General features: G+C 65.7%; 26 protein-coding genes and 1 tRNA gene. 11 read left to right on the top strand and 16 right to left on the bottom strand.

Annotated elements, in window-relative coordinates; all coding sequences use genetic code 11:
* Nucleotides 1-130 precede the first annotated feature (130 nt).
* From ASD67_RS23105 to ASD67_RS13550, 3 genes are all read right to left on the bottom strand, one after another.
* Nucleotides 131-283, bottom strand: coding sequence for a hypothetical protein (locus tag ASD67_RS23105; RefSeq protein WP_187138782.1), 153 nt, complete (start codon nt 281-283; stop codon nt 131-133).
* A gap of 68 nt (nt 284-351) precedes the next feature.
* Entirely contained in the window at nt 352-993 is a 642-nt protein-coding gene (locus ASD67_RS13555) for a hydrolase (RefSeq protein WP_056348027.1), read from the bottom strand.
* Nucleotides 994-1,108: 115 nt separating this feature from the next.
* Nucleotides 1,109-1,975 carry a pirin family protein gene (locus ASD67_RS13550; protein WP_056348025.1) on the bottom strand — a complete coding sequence of 289 codons (867 nt, stop codon included), beginning with the start codon at nt 1,973-1,975 and terminating at the stop codon, nt 1,109-1,111.
* Between the two features lie 119 nt (nt 1,976-2,094).
* On the opposite strand from ASD67_RS13550, the gene ASD67_RS13545 reads away from it, so the two are divergent.
* Nucleotides 2,095-3,015, top strand: coding sequence for a LysR substrate-binding domain-containing protein (locus ASD67_RS13545; RefSeq protein WP_056348543.1), 921 nt, complete (start codon nt 2,095-2,097; stop codon nt 3,013-3,015).
* A gap of 127 nt (nt 3,016-3,142) precedes the next feature.
* Here ASD67_RS13545 and ASD67_RS13540 read toward each other — a convergent pair whose 3' ends face one another.
* From ASD67_RS13540 to ASD67_RS13525, 4 genes are all read right to left on the bottom strand, one after another.
* Nucleotides 3,143-3,736 (bottom strand): hypothetical protein, encoded by a 594-nt coding sequence (locus ASD67_RS13540; protein ID WP_056348023.1) that lies wholly within the window; start codon nt 3,734-3,736, stop codon nt 3,143-3,145.
* A 129-nt stretch (nt 3,737-3,865) separates the two neighbouring features.
* A complete protein-coding gene (locus tag ASD67_RS13535; protein WP_056348021.1) occupies nt 3,866-4,081 on the bottom strand; it encodes a hypothetical protein in 216 nt (71 codons plus the stop codon).
* A gap of 210 nt (nt 4,082-4,291) precedes the next feature.
* Complete coding sequence (locus tag ASD67_RS13530; protein ID WP_056348019.1) at nt 4,292-5,038, bottom strand: LytR/AlgR family response regulator transcription factor; 747 nt, start codon at nt 5,036-5,038, stop codon at nt 4,292-4,294.
* The gene (locus ASD67_RS13525) at nt 5,035-6,129 is read right to left on the bottom strand and encodes a sensor histidine kinase (RefSeq protein WP_056348017.1); all 1,095 of its coding nucleotides are present in this window, start codon (nt 6,127-6,129) and stop codon (nt 5,035-5,037) included. Before ASD67_RS13525 ends, ASD67_RS13530 begins: the two co-directional genes overlap by 4 nt.
* A 204-nt stretch (nt 6,130-6,333) precedes the next feature.
* Between ASD67_RS13525 and ASD67_RS13520 the strand changes: the two genes are divergently transcribed.
* Genes ASD67_RS13520 through ASD67_RS13500 form a run of 5 tightly spaced genes read left to right on the top strand, consistent with a single transcriptional unit; the run spans nt 6,334 to nt 11,981 of the window.
* Nucleotides 6,334-7,305 carry an aspartyl protease family protein gene (locus tag ASD67_RS13520; RefSeq protein ID WP_056348015.1) on the top strand — a complete coding sequence of 324 codons (972 nt, stop codon included), beginning with the start codon at nt 6,334-6,336 and terminating at the stop codon, nt 7,303-7,305.
* Nucleotides 7,306-7,324: 19 nt separating this feature from the next.
* The gene (locus ASD67_RS13515) at nt 7,325-8,473 is read left to right on the top strand and encodes a hypothetical protein (protein WP_056348013.1); all 1,149 of its coding nucleotides are present in this window, start codon (nt 7,325-7,327) and stop codon (nt 8,471-8,473) included.
* 31 nt (nt 8,474-8,504) lie between these two features.
* Entirely contained in the window at nt 8,505-9,359 is an 855-nt protein-coding gene (locus ASD67_RS13510; RefSeq protein ID WP_056348009.1) for a hypothetical protein, read from the top strand.
* Complete coding sequence (locus ASD67_RS13505; RefSeq protein WP_162248581.1) at nt 9,359-11,278, top strand: TonB-dependent receptor domain-containing protein; 1,920 nt, start codon at nt 9,359-9,361, stop codon at nt 11,276-11,278. Before ASD67_RS13510 ends, ASD67_RS13505 begins: the two co-directional genes overlap by 1 nt.
* A gap of 37 nt (nt 11,279-11,315) precedes the next feature.
* Nucleotides 11,316-11,981: a hypothetical protein gene (locus ASD67_RS13500; RefSeq protein WP_056348006.1), complete on the top strand. Its 666-nt coding sequence runs from the start codon at nt 11,316-11,318 to the stop codon at nt 11,979-11,981.
* Nucleotides 11,982-12,148: 167 nt separating this feature from the next.
* Here ASD67_RS13500 and ASD67_RS13495 read toward each other — a convergent pair.
* The 6 genes from ASD67_RS13495 to ASD67_RS13470 form a co-directional block, all read right to left on the bottom strand.
* Nucleotides 12,149-12,224: transfer RNA gene (locus tag ASD67_RS13495), tRNA-Lys, on the bottom strand.
* A gap of 123 nt (nt 12,225-12,347) precedes the next feature.
* Nucleotides 12,348-13,454, bottom strand: coding sequence for a rod shape-determining protein RodA (rodA, locus tag ASD67_RS13490; RefSeq protein ID WP_056348005.1), 1,107 nt, complete (start codon nt 13,452-13,454; stop codon nt 12,348-12,350).
* Nucleotides 13,451-15,313 (bottom strand): penicillin-binding protein 2, encoded by a 1,863-nt coding sequence (mrdA, locus tag ASD67_RS13485; protein WP_235535678.1) that lies wholly within the window; start codon nt 15,311-15,313, stop codon nt 13,451-13,453. Before mrdA ends, rodA begins: the two co-directional genes overlap by 4 nt.
* 54 nt (nt 15,314-15,367) lie before the next feature.
* The gene (locus ASD67_RS13480; RefSeq protein WP_056348003.1) at nt 15,368-15,892 is read right to left on the bottom strand and encodes a hypothetical protein; all 525 of its coding nucleotides are present in this window, start codon (nt 15,890-15,892) and stop codon (nt 15,368-15,370) included.
* Complete coding sequence (mreC, locus tag ASD67_RS13475) at nt 15,889-16,776, bottom strand: rod shape-determining protein MreC (protein WP_056348001.1); 888 nt, start codon at nt 16,774-16,776, stop codon at nt 15,889-15,891. Before mreC ends, ASD67_RS13480 begins: the two co-directional genes overlap by 4 nt.
* Before the next feature lie 17 nt (nt 16,777-16,793).
* Nucleotides 16,794-17,840, bottom strand: coding sequence for a rod shape-determining protein (locus ASD67_RS13470; protein ID WP_056347999.1), 1,047 nt, complete (start codon nt 17,838-17,840; stop codon nt 16,794-16,796).
* A 186-nt stretch (nt 17,841-18,026) separates the two neighbouring features.
* Here ASD67_RS13470 and mutL point away from each other — a divergent pair, with 186 nt between their 5' ends.
* Nucleotides 18,027-19,847 (top strand): DNA mismatch repair endonuclease MutL, encoded by a 1,821-nt coding sequence (mutL, locus tag ASD67_RS13465; protein ID WP_056347994.1) that lies wholly within the window; start codon nt 18,027-18,029, stop codon nt 19,845-19,847.
* Nucleotides 19,848-19,916: 69 nt separating this feature from the next.
* The gene (locus ASD67_RS13460) at nt 19,917-20,396 is read left to right on the top strand and encodes a hypothetical protein (RefSeq protein ID WP_056347992.1); all 480 of its coding nucleotides are present in this window, start codon (nt 19,917-19,919) and stop codon (nt 20,394-20,396) included.
* 6 nt (nt 20,397-20,402) lie between these two features.
* Here ASD67_RS13460 and ASD67_RS13455 read toward each other — a convergent pair whose 3' ends face one another.
* The gene (locus ASD67_RS13455) at nt 20,403-21,968 is read right to left on the bottom strand and encodes an alkaline phosphatase D family protein (RefSeq protein WP_056347991.1); all 1,566 of its coding nucleotides are present in this window, start codon (nt 21,966-21,968) and stop codon (nt 20,403-20,405) included.
* 169 nt (nt 21,969-22,137) lie between these two features.
* Between ASD67_RS13455 and ASD67_RS13450 the strand changes: the two genes are divergently transcribed.
* Complete coding sequence (locus ASD67_RS13450; RefSeq protein ID WP_082545048.1) at nt 22,138-23,175, top strand: DUF2167 domain-containing protein; 1,038 nt, start codon at nt 22,138-22,140, stop codon at nt 23,173-23,175.
* A gap of 6 nt (nt 23,176-23,181) precedes the next feature.
* Here the strand turns inward: ASD67_RS13450 and ASD67_RS13445 are convergent, their stop codons facing one another.
* Entirely contained in the window at nt 23,182-23,913 is a 732-nt protein-coding gene (locus ASD67_RS13445; RefSeq protein WP_200938029.1) for a MauE/DoxX family redox-associated membrane protein, read from the bottom strand.
* A gap of 41 nt (nt 23,914-23,954) precedes the next feature.
* Here ASD67_RS13445 and ASD67_RS13440 point away from each other — a divergent pair, with 41 nt between their 5' ends.
* Together ASD67_RS13440 and ASD67_RS13435 are read left to right on the top strand one after the other, a co-directional pair.
* Nucleotides 23,955-24,359 carry a MerR family transcriptional regulator gene (locus ASD67_RS13440; RefSeq protein ID WP_056347989.1) on the top strand — a complete coding sequence of 135 codons (405 nt, stop codon included), beginning with the start codon at nt 23,955-23,957 and terminating at the stop codon, nt 24,357-24,359.
* A gap of 77 nt (nt 24,360-24,436) precedes the next feature.
* A complete protein-coding gene (locus tag ASD67_RS13435; protein WP_156377711.1) occupies nt 24,437-25,318 on the top strand; it encodes a hypothetical protein in 882 nt (293 codons plus the stop codon).
* 27 nt (nt 25,319-25,345) lie between these two features.
* Here the strand turns inward: ASD67_RS13435 and ychF are convergent.
* The coding region (gene ychF / locus ASD67_RS13430) for a redox-regulated ATPase YchF (RefSeq protein WP_056348542.1) at nt 25,346-26,436 on the bottom strand (1,091 nt) is incomplete at its 5' end.

Below are 26,436 nucleotides of genomic sequence, written 5' to 3'. Positions count from 1 at the left end.
GATTCTCATTGTCGTCGCGAGCGAAAAGTGCCGGCCAGCGAACCGCCCCTATGCTGTTCCGGCCTGCCGATTGAACGGGCGGATAGCGGGCCGGGATGCGATTGCCTCGAACGCGCTGTGAATCGAGTTCTTAGCGATCGTTCGCGACCTGCTGGGCCTTGGCGTAGCATTCGATCCGCAACTGATATGGCGGGAAGATCTTCGTATTGACCTGCGCCCATTCGGCGGCATCGTCGGGGTCGATCACCGGGCGGGCGCCGTTGAAATTGGCGGGCGTGGACATGGGTTTTCTCCTTGCTGAGCGGGGTGGACAGCCCGCGCCCCACCGGCGCGCGGGCTGTTTGTGCGATGCTATTCGGTGCGGTCGTAGGAAAACTGGATGCCGGCGGTGCCGCCCGTCTCGATGAACAGGTTCATGAAGGCGGGAACGGTCTCGCTACGTTTCCAGTCGCGCTGTAGTTCGCAGAAGAGTTGGGGGACGGAAATCATCTTGCCGCCCGCCTGTTCGATGCGGCGCAGCGCCGCCTCATGCGCGGCGAGCGAGGTGCCGCCGACCGCGTCGACGGGGACATAGACCTCATAACCGGCCGCGAGCGCGTCGAGCGCCGGGAAGGTCAGGCAGGCTTCGGTCCACAGCGCGGTCATGATCAGCTTCTTGCGCCCGGTGGCCTCGACGGCCTTCCTGAACTCGACATCTTCCCAACTGTTGATCGTCGTGCGGTCATAGGTCGGATAGTCGGCCAGAACCTTGGCGACGTGCGGCACCGGGGGCTTGTTGAGGCCGGTCTGGACATTGACCGTCGAATGGATGATCGGCAGGTCATAGACGACCGCGGCCCGTGCGCAGCCGGCAATATTGTTGAGCATCAATTGCCGGTCCATCGAGGCGATCGAGTTCACCTGCACCGGCTGATAGTCGATGATGATGAAAGCCGCGTTCTGCGGCGTCAGCAGATGGTCGGCCCTTGGGTCCCGGGTGGCTTCACTGGTCATCGTCGTCCTCCTGTAAAATGCCCGCTATCGGGCCGCAAAAATCACTCTCAACGCTGGCCGGTCCGGCGCGGGTCAAAAAAGCCCGGCTCCGTGTCGAAAGGAGCCGGGCTTTCAATCAGGCCGCCGTCGCAAACCTGCCGCTGTTGACGTCGTCGATCGCCTGGCGGATTTCCGCCGCGGTGTTCATCACGAACGGGCCATAGCCAACGATCGGTTCGTCGATCGGCTCGCCGGTCAGGACCAATATGGTCGTGTCCCCGTTGGCGCGCAGATGCACCTCGCTGCCTTCGCGGCTCAGCATCAGCATCTCCGCCTCGCCGACGTCCTGATTGCCCTCGACGGTCAGATGTCCGCCAAGGACCACCAGCATCGCCGTGTGCCCTTCGGGCAACGACAGCGTCATGTCGGCGTCGCGGGTGAGGCGCAGATCCCAGACATTGATCGGCGTGAAGGTCTTGGCGGGACCTTTGGCATCACCGAAATCGCCGGCGATTACGCGCGCCATCCCGGCACCGCCGGCCAGTTCGACCACCGGAATGTCGGCGTTGGTGATGCCTTGATAGCCGCTGGGCGCCATCTTATCCTTTGCGGGCAGATTGACCCAGAGCTGGATCATCTTGAATGGGCCGCCGGTCTTTGCAAAGGCTGCCGAATGATATTCCTCGTGGAGGATGCCGCTGGCGGCCGTCATCCACTGGACATCGCCGGGGCCGATCACACCGCCGTTGCCTGCCGAATCCTTGTGCTCGACCTCGCCGTCATAGACGATGGTGACCGTCTCGAACCCGCGATGCGGATGCTGGCCGACGCCGCGCCGATCGGTCGTCGGTGCGAAATAATGCGGTCCCGCATAGTCGAGCAGCAGGAAGGGGCTGATGTGCCGATCCAGCATATTGTAGGAAAAGAGCGAGCGGACCGGGAAGCCGTCGCCCACCCAATGGCCGTGCTCATTGCCATAGCGGCCGAGTATCGTCTTGTTCATCGTTCATCTCCTCGGGGAGCGACCCCAGACGGGGCGCTCCTGACTTGCGAGGAAGATGCTCCTGCATCGCCGGGCGCGAAAGATTGCGATTCCGGACGCAGCGTCCTATGAATGGAACGATGAAGGATCTGAACGACCTCTATTATTTCGTCCAGATCGTCGATCATGGCGGCTTTGCGCCCGCCGCCCGCGCGACCAGTCTGCAGAAATCGAAGCTCAGCAGGCGGATCGCGGCGCTTGAGGACCGGCTCGGCGTCCGGCTGCTCAACCGCTCCTCGCGCCGTTTCTCGGTGACCGAGGTTGGCCAGGAATTCTATCGTCACTGCGTCGCCATGCTGGCCGAGGCCGAGGCGGCCGAGCAGGCCATCGCCGAATTGCGGGCCGAGCCGCGCGGCGTGATCCGCATGGCGTGTCCGGTCGGGCTTCTGCAATTTCAGTTCAGCGGCCTGATCGCCCGTTTTGTGAAGGCGAACCCGGCGGTCGAGGTCCATCTCAAGACCTTAAACCGGCCGGTCGACGTGATCGCGGAGGGGTTCGATCTGGCGGTTCGCGTCCGCTTCCCACCCCTCGACGATACCGGCCTGGTCATGCGCAAACTCGACGACAGCCGGCAATGCCTGGTCGCAAGCCCCGAACTGATCGCAGGCCCCGCCCGATCGCCCGCGGACCTGAATGGCTTTCCCAGCCTCGACCTGGGGCCGGTACGATCGGATTATCGATGGGACCTCGAAAGTGCCGATGGCCAGAAGGCAAGCGTGCCGCACACGCCGCGCATCATCACCGACGATCTGGCGACGCTGCGTGCGGCCGCGATCGAAGGGCTGGGGATCGTACAACTGCCGACGTTGCTGATCTGGCCGGACGTCCAGGCCGGGCGGCTGGTCCATGTCGTGCCGGATTGGCGACCGCCGGCCGGCATCGTGCACGCCGTATTCCCGTCCCGCCGGGGCCTGCTGCCGTCGGTTCGAGCGCTTCTCGACTTCTTCGCCCGCGAATGCGCGCTGCAGCGGAGCAAGGCCGACGATGTCCTGCGGCCATGAGAAATCCGGGCCTTTGGACTCCTTGGTGAGATGCTGGCGATGCTGCGACCCGCGCGGCCGCGCCCGACAGCGTCAGGCCGACGGCGAGCGCCGGCAAGCTGCGTAGAATTGCTATGGGGACTCTCGCTCAATAGACCATGTTCCAGCCTTCGGAGCCCGCGAACTGGTTGGCATAGCCCCAGCAGATCAGGCCCGGACGTTCGGCGGAGGCGCCGCCCTTGGTCAATCGGTAGAGCAATTGGCGGCAGCGGAAGCCCTGGACCGGCTCTTCGCTGACGATCGTCAGCGATCCTTGCGTTTCGGCGCCCTGCCATGTGTGGACATGGCCGATCGCGAATTCGCCGAGAATATGCTTCGATCCATTGTAGGGGCGCGGGGTTTCGTCGCGGGGGAAGACCGCCCAGCCGTCATAGGCATAGCCGCCCTCGCAGCCGGTGCAGCGGACCTTGCCGAAATCGTCATAGGCCTGTTTGACCGCGGCGAAACCGTCGGGGGGCGGCATCTGGCTGGGATATTGCACCGTCGACGCGGATTGTTTCCTGGCGGCGGGCTTCGCGGCGGCGGGTTTGCCGCCCGTGTCCGGCGCCGCGTCCGGCTTTTCCTTGTCGGTGGTTTCGGAAAGACGATTGGCGATGCTCTTGAACAGACCCTGGCCAATCGCGGGAGCGGGCAGGGTCAGCAGCAACGCGGTGCAGGCCGCCGCTTGGAAAAGGGTTCGCATATCATCGCCTCGTTTCTGGATAGTGTGGGGAGGGGCCGGGGAGAGCCTTGACGATGGCTTCGGTCGCGCGCGGAGAAGGAGTGCCGGCGAACCGGGGGGACGCCGCCGGCACTCGCTGTCCCGTTGCGGTCAGGCTTCGGGCTTGGCTTCGGCCTTGGCACGGGCTTCGGGCTTGGCTTCCGCCTTGGCACGGGCCTCGGGCTTGGCCTCGGCCTTCGCACGCGCTTCGGGCTTGGCTTCGGCCTTGGCACGGGCCTCGGGCTTCGCTTCGGCCTTGGCGGCCAGCGCCGACGCGGGCAGGCTGAGCGCGATCGCCGCGGCGAGGAGGGGGAGGGTTTTCTTCATCTGTCTCTCCATCATGAGGGGGAGAGCAGAGGCGCCGGGCCTTGCCGGGGGTGGGGAAGGGGACCGGCCACCTCTGCTCGCGGCTGGATGCCGCAACCCGTGGCTAGGACAGGCGGCGCGGTTGCGCCTCGGTGGTGCTTCGAAAGCCGATCGCGGCGCGACAGGACGGGCGGTGCGTCGACGAAGGCGGCCGCTCGCGCGACGAAGGCGTCAGGCGAGCCCCAGCCGTTCGAGGACGGCGTGGACATAGCTCGGCCCGACCTGCACCACCGCGCCATCCGCCATCTCGAGCGCGATCAGCCCTTTGCCGAGCCGCTGGACGCAGCTCACCAGCGCCGGGCGGATGAAGGTCGAGCGATGCACGCGCATCAATTGCTGCGGATCGAGCAATTGTCCGAGTGCGGCCATCGAGATGCGGTGGATGTAGCTGCGCGTCGCGGTGTGAAAGAGCACATAGTCGCGCGCGGCCTCGACCCATTCGATCTGCGCGATCGGCAGACGCAGGTTGCCGGTGGCGACCTGGACCCATATCGCCTCGTCGCGCGCCTCGGCCACTGGCGCCTCAGCCAGCCGGTCGGCGGCGTCGCGCATCGCGCGGCGGCGGCGCGCGCGCTCGACGGCCTGGCGCAGCCGGTCGAAGCGCACGGGCTTGAGCAGATAGTCGGCGGCGTCGACCTCGAAGGCGTCGGGCGCATATTGTTCGAAGGCGGTGACGAAGATGATCTCGGGCCGCGGATTGGCGACCAGGTCGGCGGCGACCCGGATGCCACTTTTCTGCGGCATCGAGATGTCGAGCATGACGAGGTCGGGCGTAAGTGCCGCGATGCGCTCCTCGGCTTCGCCGCCGGTCGATGCGGTGCCGATCACCGCGACATCGTCGATGTCGCCGAACAAAGTTTCGAGCCGGCGCAGCGCGAGCGGTTCGTCGTCGACGAGCAAGACGGTGAGCGCGCTCATGTCGCCGCTCCCTCGACATGGGTGTCGAACGGCAGGCGGGCGACCGCGACGAAGCCGCGCGCCCTTTTTTCGGTCCGGAGGCTGCCCGCCGCGCCATAGAGCGCTTCGAGCCGCTGGCGGACATTGGCGATGCCGACGCCGGTGCCCGGCCGCATGTCCTTTTCCTGCCCGTTGCCGTCGTCCTCGACGGTGACGACCAAAGTGTCGCCCTCGCGCGCCGCCTCGACGCGGATCGTCACCGGCACTGCCGATGGCGCGAGCGCATATTTGATCGCATTTTCGATCAGCGGCTGGAGCAGGAAGCTCGGCACCAGCGCGGCGTTGAGCGACGGCGGGCAGACGAATTCGACCGCGAGCCGCTCGCCGAAACGTACGCTCTCGATCTCCAGATAATGTTGCAGCGTCGCGAGTTCGTCCTCGAGCGGCAGCAGCGCGTCGGGTTCGGAGGACAAGGTCGCGCGAAGGAATTCGGACAGCTTCGCCAGCATCGCGTCGGCGGTGGCATATTCGCGCGTCACGATCAGCGACGAGATGGCGTTGAGCGTGTTGAACAGGAAATGCGGATTGAGCTGGTAACGCAGCGCCGCGAGGCTGGCAGCGCTCGCCGCGGCCTCGGCACGGCTCGCGGTCTCGCGCGCCGCCGCGAGTTCGAGTTCGCGCTCGCGGGTGAGCCGGTTCGCCTCGATCACCGTGAAGGCGGCGCCGAGCAGCGCGAACTGCCAGATAAGCGCGATGAAATTATTGGTGGCGCGCAGCCCGAAGGGCGCCGACATCTGTTTCGACACCACCAGCCGCCCGATCCATTCGCCCGTCGCGGCGTCGATCAGCGCGAGCGTGCCCGACGCGAGGCAGACCGCGACGCCCATCGCGGCGAGCCGCACCGCCATGTTGCGTCGGCGCGTCCGGCGCACGGTCCACCAGACCCCCCACGACAACAGCGTCCCCATGACGCAGATGTTGACGACCGACACCAGCACATAGGTGCTGGCGCCGCTGAAGATATGATAGGGGATGAGGTAGAGGATCCCGGACAGGGTCCAGGTCGTGATGACCAGCCAGATGGTCTGACGATGTTCGGGCTTCAACGGCATGGCGGTTCCATTGTGTAGTTTGCGCCCAGCATAAGGGAAGTGGGCGCGGCTGACGTCCTCGCTCGTCGCATCCATGTCCGCCTTCGTCGCGCCGGATCATGCCTGGCGACCGCCGATCGGCCTTGGTCGCACGCCGATGGCGCCGCCGGCGCCCGCCCGATAGCCGGCCTCCATCGCGGCAGCTCGCCGCCCAGGAGACACGCTATGGCACATCGTTATCGCACGGGGCTGGCCGCCTTCGGCCTGCTCGGCGCCCTCATCCTCGCCGAGACGCGCTCAGCCGCCGCCGAACCCGCGCCGGCCATCGCGGCGCCCGCCGCGGCCGCGCAGCCGCTCGAAATCCTGCCCTCGGGCCACCCGGTGGTGCTCGTCCGCATCGACGACGGCGCGCCCCGGCGCTTCGTCATCGACACCGCGGCGAGCAGCACGACGATCATGCCCAAGCTGCGCACCGAAATGCCGGGGCTGGTCGCCAAGCTGTCGGACGACCCGCTCGATGGCGCGGCGGGCCGCAGCGATGTCGAAACGACGATCGTCAGCCAGGTCGAGGTCGCGGGCCATGTCTTCCGCGCGCCCGAACTGATGCTGCTGCCCCCCGGGCCGACCGACCATCTGGGCGTCGACGGCATCCTCGGCGCCGACATCATCGCCGATTTCGTGGTCGAACTCGACATTCCCGGCCGCCGCTGGCGCATGACGCGAAAGGTCGAGGCCGACGGGCTGGACGGCCTCCCGGCCTCGGTGCCCTTCACCCTCGACGACATGCGCGCGCCGCGGTTGACGATCCGCCTCAATGGCGTCGAAGTCCCCGCGATCCTCGACACCGGCGCGCGCGGCACGATCATCAACTGGGCGGCGGCGAAGGCGATCGGGATCAGCCCCGACAGCCCCGGGGTGGTCAAGGCGACCGACATCAAGGGCGCGACCAACCATGCGATGCCCAGCGTCGAGGCGCCGATCGCGGCGCTGACCATCGGCGAAGCAAAGGTCGAGGGCAGGAAGGTCCGTATCGCCGATCTCTCGATCTTCAAGATCCTCGGCTTCACGCTCGAACAGCCCGCGGTGATCCTGGGTATCGACATGTTCGCCGACCGGCGCTTCGTCATCGATCATCCGGGCCTGCGCCTCCACGTCTCGCCGCCGATTGCGACCCCCGCCGCGACCCGGCAGCCCTGACCCGAAAGCGATATTGATCATGAAGATGCTCCTCACCGGCAGCGCGCTCGCCGTGCTCGCCATCGCCGCGACCGCCGCCACTGCGCAGCCCGCGCCCAAGCAAAAGATCGACGCGGTCTATTGGCTCTCGGCCGAAACCGTGTCGGGCATGGCGACCGGCCAGCCCGCGGGGGTCGAAAAGACTCTCATGCTTCAGCTCGGGTCGGTGCGCCGCAACCCGGCGCCGAGCGCCGACCATGTGCCGCCGCAGGGGCTGCGCGCCGGCGATCGCCTGCCGCTGCTGACTCCGGCGGTTGGAACGCCCAAGCCCGACGGGCGGCCCGATTTCCGACCCGGCCCGGCCGACAAGCCCAAGGGACGGATCGAGCTTTATTGGGGCTGCGGCGAAACCACGCCCGCCGGGCAGCCGGTGGTGATCGATCTCGCGACGATGAAGCCCGGCGCCGCCTCGCCCTTTGGCGTCCTGCCCGATGTGCGCACGATGACGCCGCCGTCGACCGCGAGCCACGCGACCTATGGCGAATGGCCGAACAGCCGGGGTGGCACGCGCGTGCCAGGCGGTGGCTCGCTGATCGGCGATCATGTCGTACAGGGCAATTATACGCCCGAGATGCGCTTTGCCGTCGCCGCGGGGAATGACTTCCTCGCGCCGCTCGCGCCGCGGAGTGGCCCGCTCGCCTCGGGCGCGGTCAAGGTCAGCTGGCCCGCGCTCGCCAATGCGCGCGGTTATCTGCTGTCGGTCACCGGTGCCAAGGAGGACGGCACCATCGTGATGTGGACGTCGAGCACGGTGCGCATGCCCGCGATGGCGCTTCCCGACTATCTCGAACAGGGCGATATCGCGCGCCTCGTCCAGCAACGCGTGTTGCTCGCGCCCGCGGCGACCGAATGCGCGGTGCCCACGGCGGTCGCCACCGCGGCGGAATCGGCGATGCTGATGATGACGGCTTATGGCCCCGAGGCGAATTATGGCTCGCCGCGCGAGGCGCCCGCCGGCTGGAGTGTCAAGCTGCGCACCCGGGCGAGGCATATGAGCCTGCTCGGGGTCGATCTCGCCGCGATGATGGCGGGCGAGGAAGACGAGGGTGTGCCCGCCGCTGATGAAAAGCCGAAGAAGAAGCGCGGGCTGCTGCGCGGTCTCGGCGGCGCGCTCGGCCTGCCGGGTTGATGGCTATCCTCTCCGTTCGAAAGTCCGACCGATGAAAAATCCCCTGATCCGTCTTGCGATGCTCGGCTTGTTCGCGGCTGCGCCCGCCATTCTTGCGGCGCACGCCGCGCCCGGCGACAGCCGCGCGCCCAAGAAGCTGATGGCACGCTGGTCGGGCACCGCGCCCGAACCCGGTGCGGGCCTGCCCGGCTGGGCGTCTAAGGCGCCCGACGTCCATGTCCACCAGCCGCGCAATCTGGCGCGGATTCCGATCGCCGAGATCGACCTGCTGCGCCGCCGCGCGATGGTCGCGTTCGACGCGCTGATGCGCCAGCCGTCGCTGCGCGACGTGCGCGGCACCAGCCTGCACGCCGACATCAACATCGCGGTCGTGCCGACGCTCGATGGCGTGCGGCTGGTCGGGGCGACCTTCACCCTCCGCGCCAAGAGCGTGATCGAGGGCAGTTCCGACACGGTCCAGCGCGACGGCCGCTACCTGACCCCGTCGGAGGAGGGCGCAGTGCTGAGCGTTTTCCTCAACCCCTATGACATGATGGCGCGCCGCCAGGTACAGGCTGAGGGCGTGCAGCGCGGGGGATTCCAGGTCCGCACCGGCGCGGCCTATGGCCTGTATGTCGCCGACCGGCTCCCCGACTATGATCCCGATTCCGAATATGCCTGGGGTCCGCGCCCGCTCGCGCTGCAATTGCAGCACGACCGCAGCTGGTATCAGCCCGGCGCGGCGGGGATCCACCCGCTGCTCGTCCATATGTCGAGCTACTCCCACGAAAATGACGACCTGCGCGGTGATCGGCTGAGCCCTGAACGCCCCGCGGCACGCCTCGCCGCGGCGATGTTCATGACCGACTGGGACGATGTTCAACGCCGTATGAAGGAGGTGAAATGATGCGCCGCTTTACCCTGACCACGCTCGGGCTGGCGCTCGCCGCCGCGCCCGCCCCCGCGCTCGCCCAGCGCACCGACGACAATGCGACGACCAGCGCCGAGGATGCCTTCGGCACCTCGATCGGCGGCGAGCAGATCGGCATCTACAATCCCAATTATGTCCGCGGCTTCTCGGCCGCGGAGGCGGGCAATATCCGCCTCGACGGTCTCTATATCGACCAGCAGGCGAGCTTCACCGATCGGGTGATCGCGGGACTGCAAATGCGCGTCGGCCTGTCGGCGCAGGGTTATCCCTTTCCCGCGCCCACGGGCATCGCCGAATATGAGCTGCGCAAGCCCGGTGAAAAGCGGTTGCTCAGCGTCAGCGGGCGGCTCGGGCCCTTCGGCGCGAAGGTGGTCGAACTCGACGGCCAGCTGCCGGTGACCGACCGGCTGTCGCTCGGCGCGGGCTATGGCTATTTTTCCGACCGCAACCATACGGGCGGCAGCGCGCAATTCCGCACCATGGCGGCGATCGCGCGCTGGGAGCCGATCGACGGGGTCGAGGTCACGCCTTTCTGGAGCCGCATCGGCATCGCCGACGAGGAATTGCCGCCGTTGCTGCTTACCGCCGGCGACTATCTGCCGCCGCGGCTCGAGCGGGTGAAGCGGATCGGGCAGAAATGGGCGGCCAACGACGGCCAGACCATCGCCACCGGCCTGACGACGACGATCCGGCGCGGCGACTGGACGCTCAAGGCCGGCGCCTTCCGCTCGATCGTCGACCTCGACCGCTCGCACACCCAGCTCTTCCTCAACGTCCGCCCCGACGGGACCGCCGACGAGGTGGTGATCGCCGAGCCCGGCCGCCGCTCGGCCTCGACCAGCGGCGAAGTGCGGCTGTCGCGGCGTTTCGCCGACGGGCCGCGCCTGCATACGCTGCACCTGTCGCTGAAGGGCCGCGACAGGTCGCGCACCTATGGCGGCAGCCGCGAGATCTTCATCGGCAACCATCCGCTCGAGGACCCGGTGACCGTCCCCGAACCGGTCACCAGCTTTGGCCCGCAGACGCGCGACACGGTCGGACAATGGACCGCGGGCATCGCCTATGAGGGGCGGTGGAAGGATGTCGGCGAAATCAGCGTCGGGCTGCAAAAGACCGATTATCGCAAGCGCGTCTTCGGCCCCGGCGCGCCGGTCATCACGACCAAGGACGGCCCGTTGCTGCTCAACGCGACCGCCGCCGTCTATGCGTCGCCGTCGCTCGCCTTTTACGGCAGCTATACGCAGGGGCTGGAGGAAAGCCCGGTTGCGCCCGGCCACGCGGTCAACCGCGACGAGGCACCCCCCGCCATCCGCACCCGCCAGTTCGACGCCGGCGTGCGCTGGTCGATCACCCCGGCGATCCGCCTCGTCGCGGGCGTGTTCGAGGTGTCCAAGCCCTTCTACTCGGTCGATACGGCGCGGGTGTTTCGCCAGCTGGGCGATGTGCGCCATCGCGGCGCCGAATTCTCCTTATCGGGGCAGATCGCGCCGGGACTCACCGCGATCGCGGGCACCGCGCTGATCGACGCGACGCTGTCGGGCGACGCGGTCGACAGCGGGCAGCTCGGCCGGAAGCCGCTCGCAAGCTTCGGTCGCCTGTCGACCGCCGTGCTCGATTACCGGCCGCCCTTCGCGCCCGCCGTCTCGGTCGACCTCGTCGTCGAAAGCACCTCGGACCGCGTCGCGAGCACCGACGGCAAGCTCGTCATTCCGGCGCGCGCGATCGCGTCGATCGGTGGGCGCTATCGCTTCAAGCTTGGCAAGGCGCCCGCGACGCTGCGCGTCCAGATCGCCAATGTCGGCAACAAATTCGGTTGGGCGAACGGGCCGTCGGGCATCTACCTCTACAATTTGCCGCGCCGGCTGACCGCCACGCTGACCACCGACCTCGGCTGACCCTTTCCCCCGGCATCACGACAATCAGGAGACCCTCATGCGACAGGTTTTTCGCACGATTGTGGCGGCCGCCACGCTGTTCGGCATCGCCCACGTGGCGCAGGCCCAAAGCTTGCTCAAGCGCCTCGTCGATCGCACCGCGCAGCAGGCCGAGGAAGAGGTCCAAAGCGTCGTGCGCGACACGATCGCGAGCGGGCTGCGCGGCGGCGGTGGAAGCGAGCCGTCTCCCGACGGGGCAGAGGAGGGCAGCGAAACGGGTTCGAACGACCCCGCGCCCGCACCGGAACCCGCTCGCGCGACGTCCGTCAGGGCGGCCTATATCGACGATCTTCGCGTGCCGCCCGAGATCGAGGCGCAAAAGGTCGGCTACAACAAGTTCGGCGAGGTCAGCTGCAACGATTGCGAGGGCGGGATCGACTTCGATGGCCGTCCCAAATTTCCCTACGACCAGTTCAGCGGCCAATATGGCGAACGCGCGAAACGCGCCGGCAGCTGGCGGGTCGGCCATGTCCACCGCTGGCAGGGGCGGGCCGCGAAGGGCATGCTGACCGTCACGCGCGAGGAGCAGGTCGAGGGTTTCCGCTGCCGACGCCTCGAATACCGGCTGGAAAAAGGTTCGGCATCGGCCAGTCGCCCTGGGCTTATCTGCTTCGGCCTCGCGAACCGCTCGTCCGAAATCGAGAATTGGCACGAGATCTATTGATCGGCGTAGCATGTCGGCGTTCGAGAGGGCTTGCCCGTCGAGAGCGATCATTCCAACCGAGTTGTCCGCAATCTTCTGCTAGGGAAGCGCGCCCGCTGACTTGTCGGAATGCGCAAATGACATTGTCGGAATGAAAGGAGGAAGTGGCCGTTAAGTCATTGAGAAAATGGTGGACGCACTAGGGCTCGAACCTAGGACCCGCTGATTAAGAGTCAGCTGCTCTACCAACTGAGCTATGCGTCCACTACCGTATTCCGGCGCGCTTTGGAGCGTTGGGAAGGACCCTTTGCTGCGAAGCGAGCGGCCCGCTATCATGGCCTTGCGGGGATGGCAATGCCTCCTGCGCATTTTTCTCGACAATTTTCGTCAGCTGAGGCGGCTGCTCTGCTTTTTGCTGTCATTCTCGATCGCCAGGACGATGCCGACGCAGGTCATGATCGTCAGCATCGACGAGCCGCCATAGGAAAAGAGCGGCAGCGGAATGCCGACGACGGGCGCTAGCCCCATCACCATCGCCAGGTTGATCGCGATATAGAAGAAGATCGTCATCGTGAGGCCCGTCGCGGTCAGCTGCCCGAAGCGCGTCCGCGCCTTCAGCGCGACGCGGGTCGACCAGCGCAGCAGCAGGAAGAAGCCGAGCAGCAGCGCGAGCCCGCCGATCAGCCCCCATTCCTCGGCCATCGTCGCGAAGATGAAATCGGTATGCCCCTCGGGCAGGTAATCGAGGTGGCTTTGCGAGCCGTTGAGGAAACCCTTGCCGCCAATGCCGCCCGACCCGATCGCGATCTTCGACTGGCTGATATGATAGCCGGCGCCGAGCGGGTCGCTTTCGGGATCGAGGAAAATCAGGACGCGTTTCTGCTGATAGTCGTGGAGCATCGAGAAGAGCACGGGCAGGGCGGCGGCGCCCGCGGCGGCGGCGCTGCCGAACCACCAGAAGGGCAGGCCGCCGACGAACATCACGATGACGCCGCCGGCGCAGATGGCGAGCGCGGTGCCGAGGTCGGGCTGGAGCATCACGAGCGCCGCCGGCAGGCCGATCAGGACAAGCGCCGGCCACAGCGCGGTCCAGGTGCGCGTGTTGCCCGGCGGCAGCTGGGCATAAAAACGCGCGAGCGCCAGCACGATCGCAACCTTCATCAGTTCCGAGGGCTGCAGGTTCATGAATCCGAGGTTGAGCCAGCGCTGGCTGCCCCCGCCGACGAAGCCGAGCAATTCCACCGCGACCAGCAGCACCAGCACGCCGATATAGCCGATATAGGCGAAATCCTCGAAGATCCGGATCGGAAAGCGCCCGATGATGAGCGCGACGCTCAGGAAGACGACGAAACGCACCCCCTGCTGCAGCGCCCAGGGCGACCAGTTGCCGCCCGCCGCCGAATAGAGGACGAGCAGGCCGAAACCGGTGATGCCGGCCAGGATCGCGATCAGCTTCCACGGAATCCGCTGTATGGCTGGCGGGACCGGGATCATTGCGGAACTCCGGGCTCGGGGTCGCTCGATGCGCCCGATTTCCACGCCGCATAGTCGCGGTCCATCCGCTCCTTGATCGTGCCGCCCCAGCCGGCCTCGAAGGTATCGAGCGCTTCCATCGCCTTTTCGCGATCGAACAGAAAGGTCATGAAATCCTTCGCTATCGGCGCCGCGGCGCGCGCGCCGCCCATGCCATGTTCGATCACGACCGCGGTCGCGTAACGTGGATTGACGACCGGCGCGAAGCCGATGAACAGGCCGTGGTCGCGAAATTTCCATGTCCCGCTTTTGCCGTTCCCCGTGCCCAGTCCGCGCACCTGCGCGGTGCCGGTCTTGCCCGCCATGGTGATGCCGTCGAGCGGCAGGCGGCTGCGCACCGCGGTTCCGGCGCCATTGACGACAAGGTCCATGCCGTGGCGGGCGACGGCGAGCGCTTCGGGGGAAAAGGGCAGGGGCTCGTTCTTGAATTCGCGGTTGATCAGGCGCGGATACAGCCGGCGCCCTGACGCGATCCGCGCCGCCATGACGGCGAGCTGGAGCGGGTTCACGCTGACATAGCCCTGTCCGATAACCGAGTTCAGCGAGTCCGAGGCCGACCATTTCTGGTCGTATTTCTTCATCTTCCACGCGCTGTCGGGAATGGTGCCGTAACGCTGGCTGCTGCCCGCAAGCTGGAATTCCTCGCCGAGGCCCATCAGCCGCGCGGTCGGCGCGATCGCGTCATAGCCCAGCCGGTCGGCGAGCCAGTAGAAATAGCTGTTGCAGCTTTTCATGATCGCCGACGGCATGTCGAGACTGCCATGGGTGCCGAGGCAGCGGAAGAAGCGGTTGCCGAGGCGGTAGCCGCCGATGCAGGTGTGACGTTCGCTCGGGTGAACGCCATGTTCGATCGCGGCGATCGCCGCCATCGGCTTCAGCGTCGACCCGGGCGGATACAGGCCGCGCGTCGCCTTGTTGATCAACGGCTGATGATCGTCGGCACGCAGCCAGGCATATTCGCTGTTGCTGATCCCGTCCGAAAAGCTGTTCGGATCGAAGCTCGGCATCGAGACGAAGGAGAGGATATCGCCGTTTTGGCAGTCGATAACGATCGCAGCGCCCGACTCGCGCCCCATCCGCCGCGCGACATATTCCTGCAGGTCTGCGTCGATCGTCAGGTGGACGGTCTTGCCCTGGATGTCCGACGTGGTCGTCAGGTCGCGCACGACCTTGCCGCGCGCGGTGACCTCGACGCGCTTCGCGCCCGGGGTACCCTTCAGCATCGGCTGGAAATATTTCTCGAGCCCGTCCTTACCGATCTTGTACCCCGGCGTGATGTAGAGCGGGTCCTTGTCCTTTTGATATTCCTCGGCATTCGGGGCGCCGACATAGCCGATCAGATGGCCGACCGCCGCGCCGGTGGGATAGTTGCGCGCAAAGCCGCGCTGCGGCGCGACGCCGGACAGTTCGGGCAGGCGGACGAGGATCGATGCATAGTCCCCCTCGGACAGATCCTCGGCGACCGCCACCGGCTGAAAACCCGAGGCCGCCTTGAGGTCGCGGTTGATCCGGTCCATCGCATCGCCGTCGAGCCGCAGCAGGGTACGAAGTTGGCCGAGCACCATATCCTTGTTGTGCAGTCGGTCGGGGATGAGGTCGATGCGCAAGGACACGCGGTTGTTGGCGAGCGCCTTGCCATGCCGGTCGACGATCCAGCCGCGGCGCGGCGGGGTTAGCGTAAGATTGACACGGTTGCTTTCGGATTCAAGCACATAGCGGTCGTTTTCAACAACCGATATATAGGCCATGCGCGTCGCGAGCGCGGCACCGATGACCATCTGTCCGCCGCCGACGAGCAACGCGCGGCGCGTGAAGGTCATGCCCCTCCAGGCTTCGGTGATCGGTGGACTTTTTTTCCGGGGCATGGGTGGGAACTATCGGCGTTTCAGGCGGAAATTGTCAAACATGCCGGTCAGCCGCATGAACAGCGGGACGAGCAGCGCCGACACGATGATCTGCGGGGCCACAAGGCCGAGAACCTTGCCGGTGTGCGCATCGGGATGCGCGATCAGCGCCGCGAGCGATTGAATGATCGCGACGAGCAGCGCGGCGATCGCCCAGTCGTGAAAGAAGCCGCGCCAATAGATACGCTGCGAAAAATACTGGATCGCGATGCTGACAAAGGTCCACAGCGCGATCGCCGAGCCGATCGGCGCGCCGCTGAACAGATCGTCCCACAGGCCCAGCGGCAGGCCGATCCACACCGGCCACATTTCGATGCGCAGCAATTGCCAGCACAGGAAGAACAGCAGCCCTAGCGGCGGCAGCACCGGCGAACTGGCGACCATCGGCAGCATCAACGGCAGCGCAGAGGCGATCATGACGCTGGCCACGGGCACCATCCGCATCCGCCACAGCGAGGCGGGCTCGCCCAGCCGGCGCGTGTCGGTGCGGTTCATGGCGCGGGCGCCGGAGCGGGGGCCGCCTGCGCCTCGATATTGTCGGGGGTGTAGGCGCGCAGCACGGATACGGCGTCGACCTGGGCCGGGTCTGCGAGCGGGCGAGCGAGAGCGCCGTCAGCGGTACGCCGGACGACGATCGCGACGGGAATATTAGGCGGATACAACCCTCCCGTGCCCGAGGTGACGAGGATATCGCCGGGTTTGAACGGATTGTTCGCGATGTTGAGGGTGCGGATATCGAGGTCGCCGTTGCCCCGGCCGTTGGCGAGCGCGGGGAGCCCGTCGCGAGCGCGGCGGATCGGCACGACATTGTCGATGTCGGTGAGCAGCAGCACCTGCGAAACCGAGGGGCCGCTCGACAGCACCCGCCCGATCAGCCCATCGGCCCCGCGAACCGGCTGCCCCGACGCGACGCCGAGGTTGCGCCCGATGCTGAGCAGCGCGATGCGCTTGCTGCTTGTCGAGGTGGAGGTGAGCAGATAGCCGTTAGCAAAGGCGGCCTTGTCGGTTTCCTGCAGCTTGAGCAGTACCTTGAGCTGGCGATTCTCTTCCTGCAGCGCGCTCGTCGCGACCAGCTGGCGCCGCGTGTCGGCGAGTTCCTTGCGCAAGCGGCGGTTCTGCGACCCCGCGCCGACATAGGCCGACACCCAGTCATCGATGCCCGAGATCGAACCGATGATCGAACGGCTGCCGCGCGCGACCGGCGCGGTCACCTCATGGCTCGCGACGCGCAGCGCCGCGAAACCCACGGGATCGGCAACCGACAGGATCGCCAGCAACAGGCCCGCCACCGCCCCGGTCACCGCGATGACATAGGCGACGAACAGGCTCGTCTGGGCCTTGCGGGATTGCCCCGGACGTCGATGTGCCGGGCGGACCATGATGCAGCTTTACCCTATCAGGCTTGCTGGAGCACGCCGCGGAAGGCGGGGTCTTCCATCGCGCGGCCGGTGCCGATCGCGACGCAGGTCAGCGGATCCTCGGCCACCGTCACCGGCAGGCCGGTCGCGTCCTTGAGCAGTTCGTCGAGCTCGGCGATCAGCGCGCCGCCGCCGGTCAGGACAATGCCCTGGTCGACGATGTCGGCAGCGAGTTCGGGCGCGGTGTTTTCGAGCGCGATGCGCACGCCCTCGACGATCGTGCCAATCGGTTCGGACAGCGCTTCGGCGATCTGCGCCTGGTTGATCGAGATTTCCTTGGGCACGCCGTTGACGAGGTCGCGGCCCTTGATGTGGATGGTCAGACCGACGCCATCCGCGGGAATCCGCGCGATGCCGAAATCCTTCTTGATCCGCTCGGCGGTCGCCTCGCCGATGAGCAGATTATGGTGGCGGCGGACATAGGAGACGATCGATTCGTCCATCTTGTCGCCGCCGGCGCGGACCGAGGTGGTGTAAGCGAGACCGCGGAGCGAAAGCACCGCGACTTCGGTGGTGCCGCCGCCGATGTCGACGACCATCGAACCGATCGGTTCGGTCACCGGCATGTCGGCACCGATCGCGGCGGCCATCGGTTCTTCGATCAGCCACACTTCGCTCGCGCCGGCGTTCGATGCGGCATCGCGGATCGCGCGGCGTTCGACGCTGGTCGAGCCCGAGGGGACGCAGATCACGATTTCGGGGCTGCGGAACGCATTGGGCTTGCCGCCATGCACCTTGGTGATGAAGTGCTTGATCATCTGTTCGGCGACGTCGATGTCGGCGATGACGCCGTCGCGTAACGGGCGGATCGCTTCGATGCTGTCGGGGGTCTTGCCCATCATCAGCTTGGCGTCGTCGCCGACCGCCTTGACGCGCTTGACCCCGTTGATCGTCTCGACCGCGACGACCGATGGCTCGTTGAGCACGATGCCCTTGCCGCGGACGTAAACCACCGTATTGGCAGTGCCGAGGTCGATCGCCATGTCTTGGGAATTGAACTTAAACCAACGCGAAAAAAAGGACATCGATCGTCATTCCTGTCTTCATGCGGACGGACCGCCCCGTCGCCAATATTCAGCGCGCTTTCCCGTCCGTCAACAGGACCAAATCTGAGGGAGATTCCGGCCGTCCCTGGTGGGGCTGGCTGGACGGGAAGATAAGGCTGTGCGGGTGGGTCGCGATTTGCGCCCGACTGCGCTAGGAGAGGGACTATGTCAATACGCCGCCTGCCCGAAACCCTCGTAAATCGGATCGCAGCCGGTGAAGTGGTCGAAAGACCGGCTGCGGCGCTAAAAGAACTGGTTGAAAACGCCATCGACGCGGGTTCGCGCCGAATTTCGGTGCGAATCGCCGATGGCGGAATCGCGCGAATCGAGGTCGAGGACGACGGGTCGGGCATGACCCCCGCCGACATGGCGCTGGCGCTCGAACGCCATGCGACGTCGAAGCTCCCCGACGACGCGATCGAGGCTGTGACGACGCTCGGGTTTCGCGGCGAGGCGCTGCCGTCGATCGCCAGCGTCGCGCGGCTGACGCTCGAAAGCCGGACGCCCGGCGCCGACGGCTGGCGGCGGGTCGTCGACAATGGTGCGGTGGTGGCCGAAGGGCCCGCGGCGCTGGCCAAGGGCACCCGCGTGCTGGTCGAGGACCTGTTCGCGCGCGTCCCCGCGCGCCGCAAATTCCTGCGCAGCGGGCGCAGCGAATATGCCGCGTGCCTCGACGTGGTGAAGCGCCTCGCCATGGCCAATCCGGAGGTCGGTTTCACACTGGAGCATGACGGACGCCGGGTACTCGACGTGCAGGCTGGACAGGACCGGCTGGCGCGCGTTGCGGCGCTGACCAGCCGTGACCTGGCCGGCAACAGCATCGGGGTCGATCTCGACCGCGGCGACGTGCATCTGGGCGGGGTGATCAGCCTGCCGACCTACAATCGCGGTATTTCCGACCACCAATATCTCTTCGTCAACGGCCGACCGGTGAAGGACCGGCTGCTCGTCGGCGCGCTGCGCGGCGCCTATGCCGACCTGCTCGCGCGGGATCGACATCCCGTCGTCGCGCTGTTCCTCGACGTGCCGACCAGCGAGGTCGACGTGAACGTCCACCCCGCCAAGACCGAGGTGCGCTTTCGCGATCCGCAACTGGTGCGCGGCATGATCGTCGGCGGGCTGCGCCGCGCGCTCGACGAACATGGCTTCCGCAGCGTCCAGCGCCCCGCCGAGGCGGCGCTCGCGGCCTGGCAGCAGGAGCCGGTGGCGCCGGCGCCGACGACCGGCTTCCTTTTCGGCGCCGCGCCGCGCACCGAACCCGCGGTGCACCTGTTCGGCGCCGACATCGCGCCGCCCGCCGCCGATGTCGCGCGCGTTTATGACCGGCTTGTGCCCTTCGCTTCGGCGCCCGCGCCGCTCGCCGGCCGCGCCGAGGTTGCCGCCGCCCCCGTGCCCGAAGCCGAAGCCCATCCGCTCGGCATCGCGCGCGGTCAGATCGCCAAAACCTATATCGTCGCCGAGGCCGAGGACGGGCTCGTCATCGTCGACCAGCATGCCGCGCACGAACGGCTGGTGCTCGAACAGCTGCGCGGCGGCATGACGGGCCGCGCGGTGCCCTCGCAAGGGCTGCTCCTCCCCGAGGTGGTTGAACTCGACGAGCCCGCCTGCGACCGGCTAGAGGCGGCGGCGGGCGAACTTGCGGCGCTCGGCGTCGAACTCGAACGCTTCGGCCCCGCCGCGGTGATGGTCCGCGCGACTCCCGCGATGCTCGGCAATATAGATTGCATCAAGCTCGTCACCGACATCGCCGACGATCTCGCGGGTTATGACGCCGCGCTGGGACTCAACGAAAAGCTCGAACTCGTCGCTGCCACGATGGCCTGCCACGGCTCGGTTCGCGCCGGCCGCACGCTGGGTGTCGCCGAGATGAATGCGTTGCTCCGCCAGATGGAAATCACCCCGCATTCAGGCCAGTGCAACCATGGGCGCCCGACCTGGGTGAAGCTCGCGATGGACGATGTTGAAAGGCTTTTCGGGCGGAAATAGAATTTTTTGCTCGGCTTTGGGACGAAATCGGGGCTAGGGGGCGAGCTCCCCTCCATGGAGTATCCATCAATGAAATTGACGATTGCTGCGCCGCTTGGCGTTGCCCTCCTCCTCGCGGCCTGTTCGGGCGAACCCCAGGCTGAAAAGGCGGCCGCGCCGGCTCCGGTTGCGGAAAAGGCCGATGTGCCCGACACCGGCAGCGAAAAGCCGATCGAACTGGCCGCGATCGGCAAGGGCGAATTGCTCGCGCTGCAGGGCGAGCGCGCGTGCCGTTTCACGATCGACGGACAGGATGCGCCCGCGCTCGTCGTCAAGACCGACGTTGACGCGAACGCGACCGCACAGGGTGCGGTCAAGGTCGGTAGCCGCGTTCAGCGTATCGCGGGGCCCGGCGGCTTCGACGAACTTAAGAAGGGCATGGACCTTTCGGGTCCGGGCCTCAGCCTGACCGTCGAACCGTCGGAAGGCGGCACGAAGGCCAAGCTGGCGGCCAGCCGCCCGTTCGGTAAGCCGACCAGTTTCGACGGTGACTGGAGCTGCGACGCCTGAGGCGTCTCAGCTCATCTTGATCCCGGCGACGCCGTTTTCGACCACGCCGGTCGCACGCTTCGACAGCGTGTTGACCGGCGTCGTCACCTTGTCGACCACCATGAAATGCGTCTGCCACGCCTCGCGATTGACGTCACAGACCATATAACCGCGCTGGTCATTGGCGAATTTCAACTCGGGGTTGAGCGCGAGCCATTCGTCGGTGCCCTGGCGCTTGTCGCTGCCGTCGCCGCCGCTGGTGATCGATGTGCCGACGAACTCGCCGCCGACGACCTTGTCCTTGAGCACCAGGTCGCCGCAGAAATTCTGATGCTCGTCGCCGGTCAGCACGACGCAGTTCTTCAGCCCCGCCATGCGGGACAACACCCGCTCGCGTGGCTGCTCATATCCCGCCCAGCTGTCGAGGTTGAGGATTTTCGCCGGCTCGTCGGGTTTGCGGCGCCGGTCGAGCGACATCATCGTGATCTGCTGTGCCAGCGCGTTCCACGTCGCGCCGCCCTTCGCCAGGTTGCGCCCGAGCCATTCTTCCTGCGCTTTGCCGAGCACTTGCGCGTCCTTGCCGTTCACTTCTGGGCAGGCAGGCTTGAACCCGTCGCCGCACGGCTGGTCGCTGCGATATTGCCGCGTGTCGAGCAACTGCATCGCCATCAGGTCGCCATAACGGAACTCGCGGTTCATCGCGACCATGCCGCCGCGCGGCAGCAACGCCCTGCGCACCGGCATATGTTCGTACCACGCCTGCATCGCCGCCTGTTTCTTCAGCATGAAGACTTCGGGCGGCGCGGCATCGGGGTCGTTGCCGGGTAGGCCCATCTTCCAATTGTCAATGTCCGACACCCAGTCGTTGCGGATCTCGTGATCATCGAAACTCGACAGAAAGGCGTGGACCGACCGCGCCGCCTGCAAATCGATGTCGCCGAGTTGCTGGCTATAGGCGGTGCGGAAATCTTCGAGGTCGACCAGCGCGCGAAACGCATGCTTGCGCACCGGGCGCGTCGGCAGCCCGGTGTTGAACAGATATTCCTCGCTATATTCGTAGATGAAGTCGCCATAATGATAGACGAAGGCGAGGTCCTCACGCGCGAGGTGGCGGTAGGCGCCGAAGAAGCCCGCCTCGAAATGCTGGCAGCCCGCGACGCCGAATTTCAGCGCCTCGGCCCTGGCGCCGGGGGCGGGCAGGGTACGTGCGCGCCCGCGCAGGCTGCGTTCGCCGCCCGCGGTAAAGCGGTAAAAATAGGGCCGGTCGGGCTGCAATCCCGCGACCTCGACATGGACGCTGTGCGCGAGTTCGGGGCGCGCGAGGTCGGTGCCCTTGGCGACGATTTCGCGAAACCCGCTGTCGGGCGACACTTCCCAGTCGACCGGGATGTTGGTCAGCGGCATGCCCCCGTGGCGCTCCATCGGTTCGGGCGCGAGCCGCGTCCAGATGACGAACCCGTCGCTCGCCGGATCGCCCGCCGCGACTCCCAGCTTGAAGGGAAAATCGCGGAACAGTCCCTGCGCGCGCACGATCGCCGGTGCGGCGAGTCCGGCGAGCGTCGCTCCGGCGAGAAAAGAGCGGCGATTATACATGGCAGTTCCCATTGTCTGATGATTCGGCGTTGCGCCGGACATAGCCCAGCCGATGCGGAAATCCCATGTACCGCGATCATGACAAAAGGGTTGCGGGCTGCGGCGGGATCGGGCTTGCGGTGCGCTGGTCTTTCTGGAACTAGGGACTCATCTATCCGGGGGGAAGATCATGATCACATTGCTGAAATCGCGTGCAGTTCTGTCCGTCGCCGGCGCCGTGGCGCTCGCGGTGCTGATGCCCGCCGCCAGCGCGACCACCGCGCCCAGCCCTGCCGCCGAACAGGCGGCGATCGCGGCGCAGCGACAGGCGGCCGACCGCCTGACCAAGTCGATGAAGCGCCAGACGGGGACGATCCATATCGCGGTCGCGAACGCCGACCTCAATCTGGGCGACGCCTATTATTTCGTGGGTCCTGAGGAGGCGCGGACGATCCTCGTCGATGTCTGGCGCAACCCGCCGGGGGCCGCGACGGGAGTGCTCGGCATGGTCTTTCCGAAAGGCAAGAGCTTCACCGACGACACCTGGTCGGCCGTCATCACCTTCGAGGACACCGGCTATGTCTCCGACGACGATGCCAAGACGATCGACTACAACGAGATGCTGGCGAATATGAAGGCCGCCGACGAGGAACAGGCGCCCGCTACGCGTGCCGAAGGCTATCCGGCCGGCATCCTGCAGCGCTGGGCGCAGGCGCCAACCTATGACGCCCAGAAACACTCGCTGGTCTGGGCGCGCGACATCAAATTCGACGGCATGGCGCAGGACACGCTCAACTACGACATCCGCCTGCTCGGCCGCTCGGGGGTGCTCAGCATGAACATCCTCGCCGACATGGGCCAGCTTGCCGAGGTCCGCGAGGCGGCCAAGACCTTCGCCACAGTCGGCAGCTTCCGCACCGGCGCGCGCTATGCCGACTATAATCCCTCGACCGACAAAAAGGCCGAATATGGCCTTGCCGGGCTGGTCGCCGTCGGCGCGACGGCGGCGGTCGCAAAGAAGGTCGGACTGCTCGCGGTGCTCCTCAAATTCGGCAAGTTCATCGTGATCGGCGTCATCGCCCTGTTCGCGGCTTTCCGCAACGCGATCGGCGGCTTGTTCGGGCGCAAGCCGGCGCTCGATGCCGCCGAATGGCAGGACGAAAATCACGTCGCGCCCGCCGAACCCGCCGAAAGCGATGATCCGGCCGACAAGCCCCCGGCGCAATAGTCCCGATCAGCCGACGAGCATCCAGGCCGCCATGCCGATCATCGCCAGATTTTCGGTCAACGAAACAAAGCCCAGCGGCACCTTGCTGCTGCCGCCGACGCAGGCGCATTTGAGCTCGCGCTTGTCGATATAGACCGCCTTGAACACCGACACCGCGCCGATGGTGCCGATGAACAGCGCGACGGGGATCGACAGCCAGGGCAGGGCGTGCGCGGTCATCAGCACACCCGCCAGCCCCTCGGCGAAGGGATAGACTTTGCCATAGGGCACCCATCGCTTTGCGAGCAGGTCATAGTTCAGGAACATCGTCGAAAAACTGTCGACATCCTGCAGTTTGAGTAGGGCAAGCACGACCATGCTGAACGAGACGAACCATTCCGCCGCCTGCATCGTCAGCGCCGTGCCGAACGCCGCATGGCTGGCGGCCACCGCCATCAGCGCTGTCATCGCGAACAGCGCGATCACCGGGCGGTAACTGACCGCGTCGGGATCGCGCACGCGCAGGCCGAAATGGCGGCGCAGATCGTCATGGCCGCCGATCCGCTCGCCGTCGATGAAGGTCTGCGGCGTCGTCTTGACGCCGTGTTCGGCCTTGAAGGCATCGACCGCCTCGCGCGTCGTCAGCCAACGGTCGTCGACCGTGAAGCCTTTCCGTTCGAGCAGATATTTGGCCTTCAGGCCATAGGGGCAGGTGTGGCCGGGCATGACCATGCGATAGAGGGTTGCTTGTCTCGTCATGCCCCCCATATCGCATCCGTACCATGGTACGGAGTCAAGCGATGCAGATCACCATCGGGAAATTGGCCGCCGCCGGCGGCGTCGGGGTCGAAACGATCCGCTATTATCAGCGGCGCGGCCTGCTCGCGACGCCCGCGCGCACTGGCGGCGACGGCTGGGGCGGAGGAATCCGACGCTATGATGCGGATGATCTGAGGCGCCTGAAATTCATCCGCGCGGCGCAGGGTGCGGGCTTCACGCTCGACGAGATCGGTGAATTGCTCGAACTTGAGGTGGGCGACGATCGCGTGCAGGTGCGCCACCTCGCACGTCAGCGTATCGAGGCCCTCGACGCCAAGATCGCGCAGATGACCGAAACCCGCGCCGCGCTCGCGCGCCTCGCCGACCAATGCGTGGCGAGCGACAAGGGGCCGTGTCCGATCCTGAGAGCTTTTGAAGCCTTTTAACAATCATAAGTCTTCGTACGGAAATATAGTCCTATCTGTCTCTTGCGCAAGGTTCATTGGAAGCGCAAAGTATAACAATGAAATCACTGATATCCGAGTTTTCTTATGGGTTCGCTCTGACTCATGAACTGGTTTTGTCATTAGGTAGTTTGTCCGCCGCTCCGATTTTCCCATCGTTGATTGAAGAAGGACGGGAAGGCGGAGGCTACGATGTGAAACTAGAAGCGCCTGGCGTTCCGATGTTTATTCAGTTTAAGCGGTCCGAATGCCTGAAAAGAAGTAGCGCAAAAGAAATTAAGGCAGGCGCACGATTGGACGTTCCATATTACAGGATGAAAATAACAGGAAAATCTGATTCATTTCAGCATGAAATGCTAGTGGAGCTGGATCAGAGTCCAAACATAGTTTTCTATGCGGCGCCGATGTTCCACCAAAAACATGAGTTCGATCAAGCGTTCCTCTCGGGGGCGGTTCGCCAGCGCTCATTTTTCACAAGACCACAGGATATAGGCCATTTTTCAGATGATAAGGAGCATTGCGTTTCGTTCGATGGTGGAACCTGCGTAGTAATGTCAGAACCGCGAGTCATCGAAGGTCTTGGGATATTTGAGGTAGAAAGCCTTCTCAGGGATCGTCTTTCCGAAGATAAGCGACCTCTGCGGGAGGTCGCTGATGAGGCTGTGCTCGAGGCATCTTACGCAAGGGAAAGGCTTAGCAAGCGTATTCGCGAGAAACAGAGCGCGCGGCAGATGATCGAAGATGTCTTCCAAGAGCAGATTATCAAAGAGGTTTTGCCGATATCGGCTGCCGATACCTTTATTGAGCGACAAGAGGCCAATGTTCCTGCAATTCCAACGTTCTCGTCTGTCGCTGATAGCGATATGAAAAGCTTACAAATCTTGGCTGATGTCGGTTTGCGGGAATTCAATGCACAACTCTATGTGGTGCAAGAGTCCTAAACTAGTAGTTCGTATCGATTCTCTATCCTAGCTATGCAAAAAATGCATCACGTCGCCGTCGTGGACGACATAGGCCTTGCCCTCGGCGCGCAGCTTGCCGGCTTCGCGCGCCTTGGCTTCGCCGCCCAGCGCGACATAGTCGTCGTAAGCGATGGTTTCGGCGCGGATGAAGCCCTTCTGGAAATCGCTGTGGATTTCGCCCGCCGCTTCGGGCGCGGTCGCACCGGTGTGGACGGTCCAGGCGCGCGCTTCCTGCGGCCCGACGGTGAAGAAGGTCAACAAGTGGAGCAGTTCGTAGCCGGCGCGGATGACGCGGGCGAGGCCGGTTTCGTGCAGCCCCATTTCCTCGAGGAATTCCATCCGGTCGGCCATCTCCATCGTCACCAGTTCGCTTTCGATCGCGGCGGAGACGACGACGGCCTGCGCGCCCTCGGCGGCGGCCTTGGCGAAGACTTTCTCGGAGAAGGCGTTGCCGTTGGCGGCGCTGCCTTCGTCGACGTTGCAGACATAGAGGACGGGCTTGCTGGTCAGCAGCTGCGCGGTGCGCAGCACGCGGGCTTCCTCCTCGTCCTTCGGCTCGGTCAACCGTGCCGGCTTGCCTTCGCGCAGCAGTTCGAGCGTCTGGCCCAGCACCGAGGCCGCGATCTTTGATTCCTTGTCGCCCTGCGCGGCTTTCTTCACAAAGGCGGGGACGCGCTTTTCGAGGCTTTCGAGGTCGGAGAGCAGCAGCTCGGTTTCGACCGTCTCGGCATCGGCGACCGGATCGACGCGGTTTTCGACATGCTGGATGTCGTCATCCTCGAAACAGCGCAGGACATGGACGATCGCATCGACTTCGCGGATGTTGCCGAGGAACTGGTTGCCGAGGCCTTCGCCCTTCGACGCGCCGCGCACCAGGCCCGCGATGTCGACGAAGGCGAGCTGGGTCGCGATGATCTTCTTGCTGCCCGCGATGGCGGCGAGCTTTTCGAGCCGCGCGTCGGGCACTGCGACGTTGCCGATGTTCGGCTCGATCGTGCAGAAGGGGTAATTGGCCGCCTGCGCCGCTGCCGTTTCGGTCAGCGCGTTGAACAGGGTGGACTTGCCGACGTTGGGCAGTCCGACGATGCCGCATTTGA

It is taken from the genome of Sphingopyxis sp. Root1497, assembly GCF_001427085.1.
In the GTDB taxonomy this organism is placed as follows: Bacteria; Pseudomonadota; Alphaproteobacteria; order Sphingomonadales; family Sphingomonadaceae; genus Sphingopyxis.
Note: the sequence above shows the minus strand (reverse complement) of the source record. Positions and strands in the feature narration are given on the sequence as shown.